This window comes from Rhizobium sp. Nf11,1 (genome assembly GCF_050587665.1).
In the GTDB taxonomy this organism is placed as follows: domain Bacteria; phylum Pseudomonadota; class Alphaproteobacteria; order Rhizobiales; family Rhizobiaceae; genus Rhizobium.
On record NZ_JBOBHU010000001.1, the window covers coordinates 337,523 to 352,482 of the forward strand.

The window sequence follows — 14,960 nt, forward strand, 5'->3', positions numbered from 1 at the left end:
TTTGTTGCAAGTGAAATTCTTTCAACGACGCATCAAAAAAACAGCAGTGATTTCCGCGTCAACCGTTTTCCCGGTCACGTCCAGTCGCCGATCGCCGCCTGGACCACCGCCAGCGCCGCAACGGCCGCCGTATCTGCCCTGAGGATGCGCGGCCCGAGCGGAATGGCGGTGACGAAATCGAGGCTTCGAAGCCGCGCCCGCTCTTCTTCCGAAAAGCCGCCTTCCGGCCCGACGAGCAGAGCGAGATGCCTTTCCTGGATGGCTGCCAGCACCGGCAGCGGGTTTTGCCCGGCATCGCCCTCGTCGCAATAGATGACGCGCCGTTCTTTCGGCCAGCGGTCGAGCAGGTCGGAAAGCTTCGCCGGCTCGGCCACATCGGGAATGCCGAGAATGCCGCATTGCTCGGCTGCCTCGACAACATTGGCACGCAGTTTGTCGAGATTGGTGATTTTCCCCTGCACGTGCTGGGTCATGACGGGCTGCAGTAAGCCGGCGCCCATTTCGACAGCCTTCTGCACGAGATAATCCATGCGGCCGACTTTGAGCGGCGCGAAGAGATAATGCAGGTCGCAAGGCGCCGGCTGTGGCCGCGTCTGCTCGATCGCCGTCAGCTGGATGCGTTTGCGCGTGGGGAAGGAGAGGGAGGCCTTCCACTCGCCGTCCCGGCCGTTGAAGAGCAGGATCTCCGCAGCGTTCTCCATTCTCAGCACATTGGCGAGATAGTTGAACTGATCGGCATTCGCCTCCACGACGGCGCCGCTGGAAAGGGGCGCGTCGACGAAAAGCCGTTGCATGCGGAAATTGGCGCGCATTCGAAAAACCTGGAGCCTCAGATGAAGAGCGCGAACATAACCCAATAAATCATCGCTGCAAGCGTCGCCGAAACCGGGACGGTGATGATCCAGGCCGCGATGATCGTCATGAAATGTGAGCGGCGGACGAGGTAGCGCCGCCGCCTTTCATAAATGTTCGGCTCCTCCGGTTCATCCAGTTCCCAGCTCTCGGCCTTGCGCCTGATATAGGCGATGCGGCGCTTGGAACGGCGGGTGTACCATTCGCGGAAGAAGCCGACGCCGAAGACGGCGCCGACGGCAATATGCGTGGTGCTGACCGGCAGGCCGAGCCAGGAGGCGACTATGACGGTGAAAGCGGTCGACAGCGCGACGCAATAGGCGCGCATCGGGTTAAGCTTGGTGATCTCTTCGCCGACGAGGCGGATGAGGCGCGGCCCGAAGAGCAGCAGGCCGACGGAGATGCCGAAGGCGCCGATCAGCATTACCCAGAGGGGCGGATGGCCGACGCCGTCGCCGCCGATACCCACCGAATGGACGATCGCCGAAAGCGGCCCGACTGCGTTCGAAACGTCGTTTGCGCCATGCGCGAATGACAGCAGCGCCGCCGAGCCGATCAGCGGCAGCCGGAACAGCACCCGCAGTGAGCTGTTGCGGTTTTCGAGATCCCGCGCCTGGGCGAGGACGAGCGGCCGAACGGCAAGCCAGCTCACCAGCCCCATGCCGATTCCGATCAGAATGACGGTGAAGGGCGGAAATCTGCCGATCGGCGACAGCTGCAGCAGCATATAGGCCATGAAGCCGCCGGCCATCACCGCAACCAACACCGGCACCCAGCGCCGCGCCGCTGCGATTTTGTCGTCGCGATAGATGATGAGGGTCTTGACGAGATAGAGCAGACCGGCCGCGATCAGTCCGCCGAGCAGCGGCGAGGTGATCCAGCTCGAGGTGATCTCAAACATTACCCGCCAATTCACCGGCTCCGGCCCCACAGCTGAGATGCCGGCCCCGATCACTGCGCCGACGATCGCATGCGTGGTGGAAACCGGCGCATTCATCCAGGTTGCAAGGTTGATCCAAAGGGCTGCTGCGGTCAGCGCCGCCATCATGATCCAGCCGAGCACCGCCGGCGACACCTGGCCGGCATCGACGATGTCGGAGGAAATCGTCTTGACCACTTCGCCGCCCGCGATCGTAGCGCCCAAGACCTCGAAGATCGCAGCGATGACAAGCGCCTGGCCCATCGTCATGGCGCGTGCGCCTACGGCCGCACCGACATTGTTGGTCACGTCATTGGCGCCGATATTCATCGCCATGTAGCCGGCAAGGGCCGCTGCCGCCACGACGAGCACGGCGCCCGGACGGTCGAAGACGTAGACGCCTGCAAAGAGCATGACGATGCCGACGAAAATCAGCCCGAGCCCAGGCGCCACCAGCCGCCGCGCAACATGCTTTGCCGCGTCCTCGACATAGGTAATCTTATCGAGGTCCTTGTCGAGCGTGCGTTTCGTCAGAACTGCGGGACGGGGCGGCATTCTTTTTCCTGAAGGATGAAATCTGCTTCTACGCTGCTTTCCTAGCAGTGCAAGATGGCAGGATTCATTCCGCCGGAATTTGTTTCGTCGCCTTGGCCGAGAGTCTATCGGTCATCTTTTGCTTGAAGGCGAGGAAGAGATTGCGAAGTTCTGGTTCGCGGACGCGGCTCGCCGCCTCGTCGCATGAGACCCATTCGATGGTGCGCTCGCCCTTTTCCTTGAAGTTCTTCGCCAAGTCGGTAACCTCAAGCGGATAGACCTGCACCTTGCAGACGACCTGCACCCCGTCACGCAGCACCTTCTGATAGGTGTAGGAACCGAGCGTTTCCGCCTCGGCCGCGCCGCGTACGCCGGCTTCTTCCAGGGCTTCCTGCGCCGCGACCTCATGAGCGCACTTACCGTTCATCGGCCAGCCCTTGGGAATGACCCAGCGGCCCGTGTCGCGGCTCGTCATCAGCAGAACTTCGACCTCAGCGCTTTTCTTCTTCACCCGGTAACAGATGGCACCATATTGCTGTCGCGGCGGGCGCCGGAACATCAGTTGCACATCGGATGCCAATCGGGCGAGAAGAGTCAATTGTCGGGTCACCTTTGCATGGTTGTTAGGAATCACTCATATACGTGTATCACGGAACCCTGACGCAATCCAAAGCCGCGGGCGATCCAAAACATGATTAGCCGCCGTTTTTAGGGGAAAACGAGCTGGGGCAGGCTCAGAAATCCGTCGCGACCTGTCTTGAATGCGTCATATTGCACAGGTGTACAGTATGAGTCGGTCCGGACCCCTAATCAATGCCGGGACGAATTGTTCCCCTATCATTTTGCCAATGTGGTAATTAAGCGTCTCCCGCCTCTCAATGCCGTCCGCGCCTTCGTGTCCGTCTGCCGCCATGGCAGCATTCTGAAGGCTTCCGAGGAGCTGAACGTGGTGCGCGGCGCCGTGCGCCAGCAGATTGCCACGCTGGAGAATCACTTCGGCCGGAAGCTTTTCACGCGCGACGGCCGCAGGCTGGTCCCGACTGCAGAGGCGAGCGCGTTCGCCGAGGCTGCGAGCGCGGCTTTCGATATTCTGCAGCGGGCCGCTTTGGATTTCGAGGGTGCCGCACCTGGCCGTATTCGCCTCGGCGTGCCTTCCGCCTTCGCGGTCTGGTGGCTGATGCCGCGCGTTGCGGATATGCAGGCAAGCCTCGGCGATACTCTGATTGACATCGTGCCGATGGCCGTGGCCGAGCCGCTGCAGATGCACCCGGAACTGGATGCGGTGATCATGGGCGGCGAATACCGGCCGGCTGCAGGGATTGTCGCGCTGCGCTTCATGGAGGACGAATTCGGTCCCGTCGCCATCCCGGCCCTTGCCGCGACATTGTCCGCAGGACTCGGCGCGATGGGCGCTCTGACGCAACTTGTCAGCCGCAGCGTTCCGCGGTTATGGGACGACTGGTTCGCCGAAAGCGGCACGCCGCCGGTCAACTTTTCCCGCCGGCAGGAATTCGAGGATCTGCTGCTGGCGCTCGCCGCTGCCCGCTCCGGGCTCGGCATCGCGCTTGCGCCGCGCGCCTCGATAGAGGACGACCTCGCACGTGGGCAACTGGCCGCGCCCTTCGGCTTCATTTCCCGGCCGTCGGGTTACAGTCTCTGCTGCCGCACGCCGGATGCCAGGCGGCCGGCCTTAGCGGCCTTGTCCGCCTGGCTGCTTCGCTGCGGAACACTGGCCTGAAAGGGCAGTTTTTCTGCTCCAGCGCCAGAATTACGTCCATGTCCGCCTTACTGCCGCTGCGCTAATACAGGCGCGGAAACGGAAAAAGGAAGAGAAGATGGAAAGCACCGCAACCCGCATCGACTGGATCGGCAGCGGCTGTCGGCTGCTCAAGGCAACAGCGGCGGAATTCGAGCGCACGCGCCCTTTCGATGGTCTGTCGATCGGCACCGGCATCCATCTGGAGCCGAAGACGGTGGCGCTTCTCATGACGCTTCGTGCCGGCGGAGCGCGCCTCGTTTGCACCGGCAATCTCAACAGCACCCAGCCCTCGACGGTCGAGTTCCTGCGCGCACAGGGCATCACCGTCTTTGCGACCCTGACGACCGATGCCGCGGCCCATCACCAGAGCCTGGAAGCTGTGATCGCCGAAAGGCCGGATCTGCTGCTCGATAATGGCGGCGATCTTTTCGCCATCGCCGTGGAAAAGCCTTTCGCCAATCTTCTCGGCGGCACCGAGGAGACGACGTCCGGCCGCACGCGGCTGTTGCCGATGCGCGCACGCCTGAACATGCCGATCCTCGTCATCAACGACAGCCCGATCAAGCAGTTTGCCGAGAACCGGCATGCGGTCGGTCAGAGCCTGTTCGAGAGCTATCTTCGCTTCACCAATCGCTCCACCAATGGCAAACGGGTGACGGTTTTCGGCTATGGCGCCTGTGGCAAGGGCACGGCCGCCTGTTTTCGCAATGCTTTTTCCACCGTCAGCGTTGTCGACATCGATCCGGTGACGACGCTCGAAGCCCATCTCGACGGTTTCGTGACGCCCTTGCGCGACGCCGCGATCCGCTCGGCCGATATCCTCATCACCGTCACCGGTTTTCCCGCTATTGTGACGGCGGCCGATCTGCCGCTTCTCAAGGATGGGGCGATCCTGATGAATGGCGGCCATTTTCCGCTGGAGATCGATGTCGAAGCCTTTTGGCGCCATCCCGATGTCGCCGGTATCGACCGATATGAGGCCGAGCATATCGAGACCTTCCATCTGAAGGATGGCCGTTCGTTCCACGTGCTTGGCCGTGGCCATATGGCCAACCTGGCCGGTCCCCGGCCGCTCGGCAATTCCGCCGAGTCGATGGACCTCGGCTTCACGCTTCAGGCCCGCTGCCTGGAGCGGATCGCGAAAGGCGAGGCCGGTGCCGAAGCCTGCGTGGTGCCGGTGCCCTCCGATATCGATGCGATGGTGGCGAGCGCCTATCTCGATCTCTGGCGTTAGAGCATGTCGGGAAATCAAGACTGAAAGCGTGGGCCGAGCGGATCTAGAAGATCGCGGCGCGCTTTTAAGCCGAGGCAGCGGATCTGCGTCAGAGCTCCCAATAAGGGACGGGACCATAAAGCTCGGCCAGATAGTCGATGAACAGCCGCACCTTGGCCGGCAGGAACTGGCGGCTGGGATAGACGGCCGACAGGCCAACGTTCTGTGAGCCCTCATAGGCCGGCAGCACCTGCACCAGTCGGCCGGACTTGAGTTCCTTGCCGATATCCCAGGTCGAGCGCAGGGCAATTCCAAGGCCTGCGATCACCGCTTCGCGGATCACTTCGCTGGAATTGGTGATCAGCATGCCCTCCGGCCGCAGGCTGAGCGCACCCTCCGGCCCGATCAGCCGCCACGTGTCGTTGTTGTGCGCCGGAAGGCATCGGTGGTGTTTCAGATCCTCGATGTCCCCCGGTTGGCCATGCGCAGCGAGATAGTCCGACGAGGCACAGAGCACCCGTCGCACCGGCGCCAGCCGCCGGGCAACGAGGCTCGAATCCGTCAACTCGGCGATGCGGATCGCCAGATCGAAGCCGCCTCCGACGATGTCTGAGAATTCGTCCGTCAGCACCAGGTTAATGGCAAGCTCCGGGTGCGCCTGCATGAACGCCTTCAGATGCGGCGCGATATGCATGCGGCCGAAGGAGGTCGGCGCCGAGATCTTCAGCGTGCCTTGCATTTGCGCCGAGCGGCCGGAAATGTAAAATTCAGCTTCCTCCAACCCGGCGAGAATACCGAGGACACGGTCGTAAAAACCCTGTCCGGCTTCCGTCAGCGAGATCTGCCGCGTCGTGCGCTGCAGAAGCCGGGTGCCGAGCCGGTCCTCCAGCCGTTTGATCCGCTTGGAGACGACCGCGGGCGAAAAGCCGAGGGCCCGCCCGGCGAGCGACATGCTGCCAGTCGAAACGACCTTGGCGAAGATTTCGAGATCACCCAGATTGGTCATAAGGTTTTCAGACTTTTTCCCTTTTGACATAAGTGCTTAGCATTTGCGCCACTTTCGGGAAAGTGCTAAGCCGGTTCACCGGCGGCAGAGGCTGGCGGCCGTCCCGCTGTCATCTTTCCGCTGCGATTTCCGGTCGTCAGGGTCAGGGAGGACACCATGTCCGACGCCATTCCGTTTCTCGCCCCGCGCGCCGATGTGCTGGCGCGCCGCGCCCGGATCGTTGCCGATCTCGCCGATCTTCTGCCGCCCGAATGCCTGGTTCATGAGGCGCGCGAGCTGGTGCCGTTCGAAACCGACGCCTTCGTGTCCTATCGCCGCCTGCCGCTCGCCGTCGCCCTGCCGCGCACCACGGCCGAGGTCGCGGCCGTCATGCGCTATTGCCACCGCTACGGCATTCCCGTCGTGCCGCGCGGCGCCGGCACTTCGCTTTCCGGCGGCGCCATTCCGCAGGAGGATGCCGTCGTGCTCGGCCTGTCGAAGATGAACAGCATTCTTGAAATCGATCTGCCGAACCGTGTCGCCGTGGTTCAGGCCGGCGTCACCAATCTCAACATCTCCGAATCCGTCTCCGCGGACGGCTTTTTCTATGCGCCCGATCCGAGTTCGCAGCTCGCCTGCACCATCGGCGGCAATATCGGCATGAATTCCGGCGGCGCCCATTGCCTGAAATATGGCGTTACCACCAACAATCTGCTCGGCGTCAGAATGGTGCTGGTCGACGGTACGGTGATCGAGCTCGGCGGCAAGGCGCTGGATGCGGCCGGTTACGACCTGCTCGGCCTCGTCTGCGGCCACGAAGGCCAGCTCGGCATAGTCACCGAGGCAACGGTGCGGCTGATCGCCAAGCCGGAAGGTGCCCGTCCCGTGCTCTTCGGCTTCGAAAGCTCAGAAGAGGCCGGCGCCTGCGTTGCCGATATCATCGCCGCCGGCATCATCCCGGTTGCCATCGAATTCATGGACAAGCCGGCAATCGAGATCTGCGAGGCCTTCGCCCATGCCGGCTATCCCCTCGATGTCGGGGCGCTGCTGATCGTCGAGGTCGAGGGTTCGGAAGCCGAAATGGACGCCACCCTGAAGGATATCGTCGAGATCGCCCGCCGCCATGCTGTGAAGACCGTACGCGAATGTCAGTCGGCTACCGAGGCCGCGCTGATCTGGAAAGGGCGCAAATCCGCCTTCGGCGCCACCGGCCGCATCGCCGACTATATCTGCATGGACGGCACCGTGCCGCTCAGCCAGCTTTCCCATGTGCTGAAGAAGACCACGGAGATCGTCGATCGTTACGGCCTGCGGGTTGCCAACGTCTTTCATGCCGGCGACGGCAACATGCATCCGCTGATCCTCTTCAATGCCAACGACCCCGAGGATACCGCCCGCGCCGAAGCCGCCGGCAACGATATCCTCAAGCTCTGCGTCGACGCCGGCGGCTGCCTCACCGGCGAGCATGGCGTCGGCATCGAAAAGCGCGACCTGATGCGCCATCAGTATTCAGAGGCCGATCTCGCCCAGCAGATGGCGGTGCGCGCCGCCTTCGATCCGGGCTGGCTCCTCAACCCATCGAAGGTCTTCCCGCTCGAAGGGCGCCCGGCCCAATGATCGATCTGATGCCCACAAGCGAGGAACAGGCGGCGGCGATCGTCCTCACACATGCGGAGACGAACCGGCCGCTCGCTATCTGTGGCGGTGATACGCGCTCGGGTTTCGGCAACACCGTTGCATCGGAAGACCGGCTGCGATCGACCAGGCTTTCCGGCATCATCGCCTACAATCCCGGCGAGATGGTCATGACGGTCCGCTCGGGTACGCCGCTTGCCGAGGTCGAGGCGGCACTGTCCGAAGGCGGCCAGATGCTTGCCTTCGAGCCAATGGATCATCGGCCAATCATGCGCAGATCGGGCGAGCCGACGATCGGCGGCGTCTTTGCCGCCAATGTCTCCGGCCCGCGCCGCCTCATTGCGGGGGCTGCCCGCGACAGCCTGCTCGGCGTGCGCTTCGTCAACGGCAGGGGCGAGATCATCAAGGCCGGCGGCCGGGTGATGAAGAATGTGACCGGCCTCGATCTCGTCAAGCTGATCGCCGGCTCGCACGGCACGCTGGGTTTCATCACCGAACTGACCTTCCGCGTGCCGCCGCGCCCGAAGACGGAACAGACGCTGGTGCTCTCCGGCCTCAACGATGCCGAAGCGGCCAATGCCATGGCGGCGGCGATGGCGCTGCCGGTCGAGATCTCCGGTGCTGCCCATCTGCCGCTGACGGTGACCTGGAAATTCCTTGCCGGCAAATTGCCCGAGGGCGAGGCGACGGTTCTGCGCGTCGAAGGCTTGCCCGGTTCGGTCGACGTGCGCATCGAGAAGCTTGCGGCCGCGATGTCGGCCTTTGCCACGGTGACGCGGCTGGATGAGCCGGAAAGCCGCAGACTCTGGCGAGAAATCCGTGATGTATTACCCTATGCCGACGGCACGACGCGGCCGGTCTGGCGCGTTTCGGTTGCGCCGGGAACCGGCCATCAACTGGTCTCGGCACTCCGCCTCGAAGCCGGCGTCGACGCCTTCTACGACTGGCAGGGCGGTCTCGTCTGGATGAGGATGGAGGCGGATCCTGAAGCAGATCTGGTCCGCCGCTTCATCAAGGCGCTCGGCGGCGGCCATGCGACACTTATCCGTGCATCGGAGGCAGCGAGGGCGGCAACGGCGGCGTTCCATCCGGAGCCGGAGGCGGTGGCGATGCTGTCGCGGCGGGTGAGGGAAAAGTTCGATCCGGCTGGGATTTTTAATCCGGGGAAGATGGGTGAGGGATAAGATGGCTCTGCGCACGGGTTACCCCCCTCTGTCCTGCCGGACATCTCCCCCACAAGAGGCGAGATCGGATCGGGGCGACGGCTCCCCCAAACAACGGGGGCAATGCCGGTCGAACACGGCAGAGAGGGACCGATGGCCGATCGTCTTGCCGATCTCCCCCCTTGTGGGGGAGATGTCCGGCAGGACAGAGGGGGGTGCCCCAGGCACAGCGCCCCCTAAGCGGAGGCCCCGCTAGATGCAAACCAATTTCACCCCGGCCCAGCTCGCCGATCCCCATGTCGCCGAATCGGAACAGATCCTGCGCAAATGCGTTCATTGCGGTTTCTGCACCGCCACCTGTCCTACCTATGTGACGCTCGGCAACGAGCTCGATAGCCCGCGCGGCCGCATCTATCTCATCAAGGACATGCTGGAAAACGGCCGGCCCGCCGATGCCGAGGTCGTCACCCACATCGACCGCTGTCTCTCCTGCCTTGCCTGCGTCACCACCTGTCCCTCGGGCGTCGACTATATGCATCTGGTCGATCACGCCCGCGCCCATATCGAAAAGACTTACAGACGGCCGTTCATGAACCGGCTGACGCGCGCCATTCTCGCGGCCGTGCTGCCCTTTCCCGGCCGGTTCCGGCTGGCGCTCCATCTCGCCCGTCTCGGCCGCCCCTTTTCCGCACTGATGCGGGGGGCAGCGCTGAAACCCTTTGCCGCCATGCTGGCGCTTGCACCGCGCCGCGTTCCCGCGCCTTCAGATTTTTCAAAACCCGGCACATATCGGCCCGAGGCGGAGCGGCGCGGCCGGGTGGCGATCCTGTCCGGCTGCGCCCAGCCGGTGCTCGATCCCGGCATCAACGCGGCGGCGATCGGGCTGCTGACGCGGTTCGGCGTCGAGGTCGTGGCGCCGGAAGGCGAGGTTTGCTGCGGTTCGCTGGTCCACCATATGGGCCGGGCCGAGCAGGCGCTCGCAAGCGCCCGCACCAACGTCGATATCTGGACGCGCGAGATCGAGAGTCATGGCCTCGATGCGATTATCATCACCGCTTCGGGCTGCGGCACGACGATCAAGGACTACGGTCACATGCTGCGCCTCGACCCCGCCTATGCTGCAAAGGCGGCCAAGGTCTCGGCGCTGGCAAAGGACATTAGCGAATATCTGGTGAGCCTCGACCTGCCGGCCCATATGCCGAGGGGCATCACGGTCGCCTATCATTCCGCCTGTTCGATGCAGCACGGCCAGCGCATCACCCTTCAGCCGAAGCAACTGCTGAAGGCGGCGGGCTTCACCGTGCGCGATCCGGCCGAAGGCCATCTCTGCTGCGGCTCGGCCGGCACCTACAACATCCTGCAGCCGGAGATTTCGGCGGCGCTGAAGGCGCGTAAGGTCAAAAACATCGAAGCCACCAAGGCCGATGTCATCGCTACCGGCAATATCGGCTGCATCACCCAGATCGCCACCGGAACCGAGATCCCGATCCTGCATACGGTCGAACTTCTCGATTGGGCCTATGGCGGCGCTATGCCGGAAAAATTAACTGGTTTGTCGTTAGGCTGAAGGGAATGCCGGCCCATTCGGGCCGCTCCCGGGAGGTTGGGCGATGTGGCGGGGAATGATTGTACTTGCGGGAGTGCTCGGTGCGGCAGGCGCGGCCCGTGCCGACAGCCGCCTATTTTGTTCCGCCGATGACGCGCAGGCGCGGTTCACCCTCGAAAGCGGTTTCGCAAGCGATGCCGGCCACAGGCTCAACCATTTCCGCGGCGCGCTTATTGTCAAGGATCCCGCACAAGCGGCCTTTGCCAAACGTGTGTTCGAATCACAGCATCTGAGCAATCACTGGTCGCGCGATGGCGAACTGCTCCTGGAAGTCTTCGACGGCGGCGGTGACGACACCGGCGGCGCAACGCTGGATCTGGTGGTGGTCGCCGGCGCGCGTGGCAAGCCGGCGGCGAATTTCAGCGGCACCTATTCCCTGACGATCGAGGGCGGCGGCAAACCTTACGCCGCCGAGGGCAAGGTCAGCTGCGGCACGAAATAGCGCCGCAGCTGAATTTCAATTCATTACCAGTGGAACGATACGCCGACATTGACGGCGTTGGTGAAGATGTTGGTCTTCAGCCGGTCGCCGCTGTCGATCGGAACGTCGACGCGCGAATAGGTGCCCTTGTATTCGACGAAGGTCGACCAGCGGTCGGTCACCTTGAAGTCGACGCCGGCCTGAGCCTGCAGCGTCACGCCGCCGAATTCATAAGCCCAGGTCTTGCCCTCGGGGCGAATCACTTCGACATGCGGAATGTTGACGCCGATGCCGGCGCCGAGATAGGGCGTCCAGCGGCGAGTCGGATCCTGGAAGCGATAGAGACCGTTCACGGTGAGCAGGTTCAGACCGTCGGTGAATTCGAAATGTGACCAGCCGGCCTTGGCGAGCGTGTCGTCGTCGGCATAGACCTTGTCATGGGTATAATCGAGCGAGATACCCCAGTTCGGCTTGTTGAAATTCTCGAGCCACCAGGTGACGCGGCCGCCGTAATAGGGCGGGGCGCCGAAGGATTTGCCTTCCCAGCCGGCCGTGAAATGCGTGCCGTCCGAGACGTCGACGCCGCTGTGCGGCGCGGTCTGATAGCCGCCGTAAATGGAGAATTCCAGGTCTTCCGCCGAGGCGGAGGCTGCTGAACAGATGGTGAAAAGCGCGATGCCCGCAAACAGGGAGGCGGAGGAGCGCAGCGCAGACGTCATTGAATAACCCCAAATTGCAATATGTCGACTCTGAGGCAGCTTTGGCAGTTTTCCGCCGCAATGTCTAAGCAAAACAAAGGGCGCCTCCAATGGCGCCTTTCGTTTTTTTCTAAAGTGTTGCTCAGCCGCCGAACATCGTGCGCAACACGTCGATGCCTCTGTCTTCGAACGCCACGTTGCCCTGCTTGTTGCCGGGACCGATGACGATCACCTTGGTGCCGACCGGGGCGCGATCATAAAGATGCATCACGTCTTCGTTCATCATGCGGATGCAGCCGGAAGACATATTGAGACCGATCGTCCAGGGCTGGTTGGTGCCGTGGATGCGGAAGATGGTGTCGCGGCCGCCCTGATAGAGATACATGGCGCGGGCGCCGAGCGGATTGTCCTCGCCGCCTTCCTGGTAGGCGGGGATGATGTGGCCCTTGGCGGCTTCGCGGCGGCGCATTTCGGCCGGCGGCGTCCAGGCCGGCCATTCGGCCTTGCGGCCGATCTTAACGATACCCGACCAGCCGAAGCCGTCGCGGCCGACGCCGATGCCGTAGCGGGTGGCGCGGTTGTTGCCTTCGACCAGGTAGAGATATTTGTTGTTGGTATCGATGATGACGGTGCCAGCCGCTTCCGTCGTCACCAGGCGCACTTTCTTGCGCTTGAACTGCGGCTTTACGTACTTCGGCATCTGCGCCACGCGCACGATCTGCGCCGGCTGCCGTGCATTGTCGGAAGCCGAGCCGACCGGCGCGGCGAAGGCTGATGTAGAAATCAAGGACAGGACAAGTCCGGCCGCGGCCAGTCCCGGCATCACTTTGATCATAGTCGATTCCCCTCAAGCAAGTCCGCCCGAAGCTACATGATCTTCTGCCCGATTCAAGATCGACATGGCCGGATAAAGCAATTTTGACGAGTGAAGCCGCCTGTCTTAGCGGCGTCATAGAGCATTTCCGTATTTCTCCGAAACACGAATATGCTCCATCTCATTGTTTTTACTCAATTCCCAACGCAAAACCGCTGAACACTCTTGCTGGTGCTCCAGCTTTTGCGTGTGCCGTTACATGACGATAACGCGGGTTCCGACGTTGACGCGGTCGTAGAGATCGACGACGTCCTCGTTGCGCAGGCGGATGCAGCCGGAAGAAACGGCGCTGCCGATCGACCAGGGCGCGTTGGTGCCATGGATGCGGTAAAGCGTCGAGCCGAGATACATGGCGCGCGCGCCGAGCGGGTTTTCCGGGCCGCCGTCCATGCGCGCCGGCAGATAATGGCCCTTGGCCGCCTCGCGGCTGATCATCTCGGAAGGCGGCGTCCAGTCCGGCCATTCCGTCTTGCGGGTGATCTTATGGACGCCCGCCCATTCGAAGCCCGGCTTGCCGACGCCGACACCGTAGCGCCGCGCCTTGCCGCCGTCCATGACCAGATAGAGAAAGCGGTTGTTGGTGTCGATGACGATGGTCCCGGGCTTTTCCGTGGTGTCGTAATCGACCATCTGCGGCAGATATTGCGGCTCGATCGGATGGCGGATCGCCGGTATGCCGGGATTGATCGCCGAAACGGTCTGAGGGGCCGGCTGCGGCGCCTGACGCATGATGCGGCGCTGGAAAAGACCACGCTGCTGCGGCTGCACCACCGGGCGCTGATAGACGACAGGCCGGACCTTGCCGCCGAGCTGATTGATCCACGGTGCGGTCAGATCGGGGCTGAGGATGACTGGCGGACGGGTGGCGTAGCGGTCGTCCGCAACGGCGGCCGTGGAGAAGATGCCGCAGAAGGCTGCGGCTAGAAAAAGGTGTTTCATCATCGGACGAACTCTCTACAAATGACCGAAAATGGACTGGCGGGACGGATCCGCTCGCACAGACGCTGCCACCCCATCCGCCAGCGAATGGTAAATATCGATCCGTGAAAAACCGACGGGCCGAATAAACTTTTCGTCAGGGTTACCGATCGGTTTGGAAAGACGGTTTGCAAATGGTAAAGCCGGAATCATGACTGGACAGCGAAGCGGATCCCCGAAAATGAAGCGGACATGAGCACGAATGGCATCATCATCGGCGAGGACGGCAGGAGCCGCTGCCACTGGCACGCCAACCTGCCGGACTATCTCAAGTACCACGACGAGGAATGGGGCCGGCCGGTCACCGACGATATCCGCCTGTTCGAGAAGATTTGCCTCGAAGGATTCCAGTCCGGCCTTTCCTGGCTGACCATCCTGCGCAAGCGGGAGAATTTCCGCGCCGCCTTCGCCGGTTTCGATTTCGAGAAGGTTGCCCTCTTCGGTGAGCAGGATGTGGCCCGCTGCCTGGCCGATGCCGGCATTATCCGTCATCGCGGCAAGATCGTCTCCACGATCAACAATGCCAGGCGCGCCATCGAACTTCGGGACGAATTCGGCTCGCTCGCCGGTTATTTCTGGCGCTACGAACCCGGCCACAACGAGCGGCCGGCTGTGGTCGATCGCGACCACATCGTCGCCAATCCGACGACGCCGACATCGGTCGTCATTTCGAGGGATCTGAAGAAACGCGGCTGGACCTTTGTCGGCCCGACCACAATTTATGCCTTCATGCAGGCGATGGGCCTCGTCAACGATCATCTGGAGGGTTGTTTCTGCCGGCCCGAGGTGGAGGCGATGCGCGCCGTACTGGTTCGACCATGAAAGATCTGTCCGTGAAAATATTGTTCGCTGCCCTTGCCCTGTTCTTCTTGCCGGCATTTGCCGCGGCGCAGACGCCGCAGCTCGATCCCGGCGAGAAGCTGGAGAAGCTGCAGTTTCCGGCCGTCACGATGCAACTCAAGGGATGGACGAAATTCGGCAATAGCCATGTTTACACGCTGCCGGTGCGCGCCGGTCAGCACGTGAAGATCGATTTTTCCACCAAGAGCAAGTTCGCCTTCCTGGCGATCTTCGACCTGTCGAAACCCGATGACGAAGCTTTCTTCGGCACCGATGAGGACGGCATGAGCTACCAGACGACGGTGAAGGAAAATACCACCTGGCTGCTGCGTCCCTATTACTCCAAGGTCTCGCCGCGCCGCGGCCTCGGCGCCCCCTTCAGCATCCTGATCGAGCCCTTGACCGCAGCCCCGCAGCAGCCGCCGGCTGAGCCGGAATCGCCCTCACTGTTTCCGAAGGCGCCTCCCAAGGCGAAGTGAGGCG

At 62.7% G+C, this 14,960-nt stretch carries 15 protein-coding genes; 8 read left to right on the plus strand and 7 right to left on the minus strand.

The window, feature by feature from the left end; translation table 11 throughout:
* Positions 1–74: 74 nt before the first annotated feature.
* The 3 genes from ACQ7C1_RS01650 to ACQ7C1_RS01660 all read right to left on the minus strand — a co-directional run bounded on the left by ACQ7C1_RS01650 (position 75) and on the right by ACQ7C1_RS01660 (position 2,903).
* On the minus strand, positions 75–812 hold the full coding sequence (locus ACQ7C1_RS01650; RefSeq protein ID WP_430957070.1) for a 16S rRNA (uracil(1498)-N(3))-methyltransferase: 738 nt from the start codon (positions 810–812) through the stop codon (positions 75–77).
* A 17-nt stretch (positions 813–829) separates the two neighbouring features.
* On the minus strand, positions 830–2,326 hold the full coding sequence (locus ACQ7C1_RS01655) for an inorganic phosphate transporter (protein ID WP_430957071.1): 1,497 nt from the start codon (positions 2,324–2,326) through the stop codon (positions 830–832).
* Positions 2,327–2,390: 64 nt separating this feature from the next.
* Complete coding sequence (locus ACQ7C1_RS01660; protein ID WP_430957072.1) at positions 2,391–2,903, minus strand: NUDIX hydrolase; 513 nt, start codon at positions 2,901–2,903, stop codon at positions 2,391–2,393.
* Positions 2,904–3,131: 228 nt separating this feature from the next.
* Here ACQ7C1_RS01660 and ACQ7C1_RS01665 point away from each other — a divergent pair, with 228 nt between their 5' ends.
* Positions 3,132–4,043 carry a LysR substrate-binding domain-containing protein gene (locus tag ACQ7C1_RS01665; protein ID WP_430957073.1) on the plus strand — a complete coding sequence of 304 codons (912 nt, stop codon included), beginning with the start codon at positions 3,132–3,134 and terminating at the stop codon, positions 4,041–4,043.
* A 97-nt stretch (positions 4,044–4,140) separates the two neighbouring features.
* Positions 4,141–5,298, plus strand: a complete 1,158-nt coding sequence (locus ACQ7C1_RS01670; RefSeq protein WP_430957074.1) for an adenosylhomocysteinase — start codon at positions 4,141–4,143, stop codon at positions 5,296–5,298.
* A gap of 88 nt (positions 5,299–5,386) precedes the next feature.
* Here ACQ7C1_RS01670 and ACQ7C1_RS01675 read toward each other — a convergent pair whose 3' ends face one another.
* Positions 5,387–6,283, minus strand: a complete 897-nt coding sequence (locus tag ACQ7C1_RS01675) for a LysR family transcriptional regulator (protein WP_221138964.1) — start codon at positions 6,281–6,283, stop codon at positions 5,387–5,389.
* A 156-nt stretch (positions 6,284–6,439) separates the two neighbouring features.
* Here ACQ7C1_RS01675 and ACQ7C1_RS01680 point away from each other — a divergent pair, with 156 nt between their 5' ends.
* The 4 genes from ACQ7C1_RS01680 (at position 6,440) to ACQ7C1_RS01695 (ending at position 11,108) form a co-directional block, all read left to right on the plus strand.
* Complete coding sequence (locus ACQ7C1_RS01680) at positions 6,440–7,879, plus strand: FAD-linked oxidase C-terminal domain-containing protein (RefSeq protein ID WP_430957075.1); 1,440 nt, start codon at positions 6,440–6,442, stop codon at positions 7,877–7,879.
* Positions 7,876–9,081 (plus strand): glycolate oxidase subunit GlcE, encoded by a 1,206-nt coding sequence (gene glcE, locus ACQ7C1_RS01685; protein ID WP_430957076.1) that lies wholly within the window; start codon positions 7,876–7,878, stop codon positions 9,079–9,081. Before ACQ7C1_RS01680 ends, glcE begins: the two co-directional genes overlap by 4 nt.
* 235 nt (positions 9,082–9,316) lie before the next feature.
* Positions 9,317–10,627, plus strand: a complete 1,311-nt coding sequence (gene glcF / locus ACQ7C1_RS01690) for a glycolate oxidase subunit GlcF (protein WP_430957077.1) — start codon at positions 9,317–9,319, stop codon at positions 10,625–10,627.
* Between the two features lie 43 nt (positions 10,628–10,670).
* Positions 10,671–11,108: a hypothetical protein gene (locus ACQ7C1_RS01695; RefSeq protein ID WP_430957078.1), complete on the plus strand. Its 438-nt coding sequence runs from the start codon at positions 10,671–10,673 to the stop codon at positions 11,106–11,108.
* Between the two features lie 23 nt (positions 11,109–11,131).
* Here ACQ7C1_RS01695 and ACQ7C1_RS01700 read toward each other — a convergent pair whose 3' ends face one another.
* The 3 genes from ACQ7C1_RS01700 to ACQ7C1_RS01710 all read right to left on the minus strand — a co-directional run bounded on the left by ACQ7C1_RS01700 (position 11,132) and on the right by ACQ7C1_RS01710 (position 13,601).
* Entirely contained in the window at positions 11,132–11,806 is a 675-nt protein-coding gene (locus tag ACQ7C1_RS01700; protein ID WP_221114030.1) for an outer membrane protein, read from the minus strand.
* Positions 11,807–11,927: 121 nt separating this feature from the next.
* A complete protein-coding gene (locus tag ACQ7C1_RS01705) occupies positions 11,928–12,620 on the minus strand; it encodes a L,D-transpeptidase (protein ID WP_085777092.1) in 693 nt (230 codons plus the stop codon).
* Between the two features lie 234 nt (positions 12,621–12,854).
* Positions 12,855–13,601, minus strand: a complete 747-nt coding sequence (locus ACQ7C1_RS01710; RefSeq protein ID WP_221114031.1) for a L,D-transpeptidase — start codon at positions 13,599–13,601, stop codon at positions 12,855–12,857.
* 228 nt (positions 13,602–13,829) lie between these two features.
* Here ACQ7C1_RS01710 and ACQ7C1_RS01715 point away from each other — a divergent pair, with 228 nt between their 5' ends.
* Together ACQ7C1_RS01715 and ACQ7C1_RS01720 are read left to right on the plus strand one after the other, a co-directional pair.
* Positions 13,830–14,459, plus strand: a complete 630-nt coding sequence (locus tag ACQ7C1_RS01715; protein ID WP_430957079.1) for a DNA-3-methyladenine glycosylase I — start codon at positions 13,830–13,832, stop codon at positions 14,457–14,459.
* On the plus strand, positions 14,456–14,956 hold the full coding sequence (locus ACQ7C1_RS01720; RefSeq protein WP_085777095.1) for a hypothetical protein: 501 nt from the start codon (positions 14,456–14,458) through the stop codon (positions 14,954–14,956). Before ACQ7C1_RS01715 ends, ACQ7C1_RS01720 begins: the two co-directional genes overlap by 4 nt.
* Positions 14,957–14,960 lie beyond the last annotated feature (4 nt).

Excerpts from the sequence above, each read along its gene's own strand:
- ACQ7C1_RS01650 (WP_430957070.1), bottom strand. The coding sequence starts at position 812 with ATGCGCGCCAATTTCCGCATGCAACGGCTTTTCGTCGACGCGCCCCTT.
- ACQ7C1_RS01655 (WP_430957071.1), bottom strand. The coding sequence starts at position 2,326 with ATGCCGCCCCGTCCCGCAGTTCTGACGAAACGCACGCTCGACAAGGAC.
- ACQ7C1_RS01670 (WP_430957074.1), top strand. The coding sequence starts at position 4,141 with ATGGAAAGCACCGCAACCCGCATCGACTGGATCGGCAGCGGCTGTCGG.
- ACQ7C1_RS01675 (WP_221138964.1), bottom strand. The coding sequence starts at position 6,283 with ATGACCAATCTGGGTGATCTCGAAATCTTCGCCAAGGTCGTTTCGACT.
- ACQ7C1_RS01680 (WP_430957075.1), top strand. The coding sequence starts at position 6,440 with ATGTCCGACGCCATTCCGTTTCTCGCCCCGCGCGCCGATGTGCTGGCG.
- glcE (WP_430957076.1), top strand. The coding sequence starts at position 7,876 with ATGATCGATCTGATGCCCACAAGCGAGGAACAGGCGGCGGCGATCGTC.
- glcF (WP_430957077.1), top strand. The coding sequence starts at position 9,317 with ATGCAAACCAATTTCACCCCGGCCCAGCTCGCCGATCCCCATGTCGCC.
- ACQ7C1_RS01695 (WP_430957078.1), top strand. The coding sequence starts at position 10,671 with ATGTGGCGGGGAATGATTGTACTTGCGGGAGTGCTCGGTGCGGCAGGC.
- ACQ7C1_RS01700 (WP_221114030.1), bottom strand. The coding sequence starts at position 11,806 with ATGACGTCTGCGCTGCGCTCCTCCGCCTCCCTGTTTGCGGGCATCGCG.
- ACQ7C1_RS01705 (WP_085777092.1), bottom strand. The coding sequence starts at position 12,620 with ATGATCAAAGTGATGCCGGGACTGGCCGCGGCCGGACTTGTCCTGTCC.
- ACQ7C1_RS01710 (WP_221114031.1), bottom strand. The coding sequence starts at position 13,601 with ATGATGAAACACCTTTTTCTAGCCGCAGCCTTCTGCGGCATCTTCTCC.
- ACQ7C1_RS01715 (WP_430957079.1), top strand. The coding sequence starts at position 13,830 with ATGAGCACGAATGGCATCATCATCGGCGAGGACGGCAGGAGCCGCTGC.
- ACQ7C1_RS01720 (WP_085777095.1), top strand. The coding sequence starts at position 14,456 with ATGAAAGATCTGTCCGTGAAAATATTGTTCGCTGCCCTTGCCCTGTTC.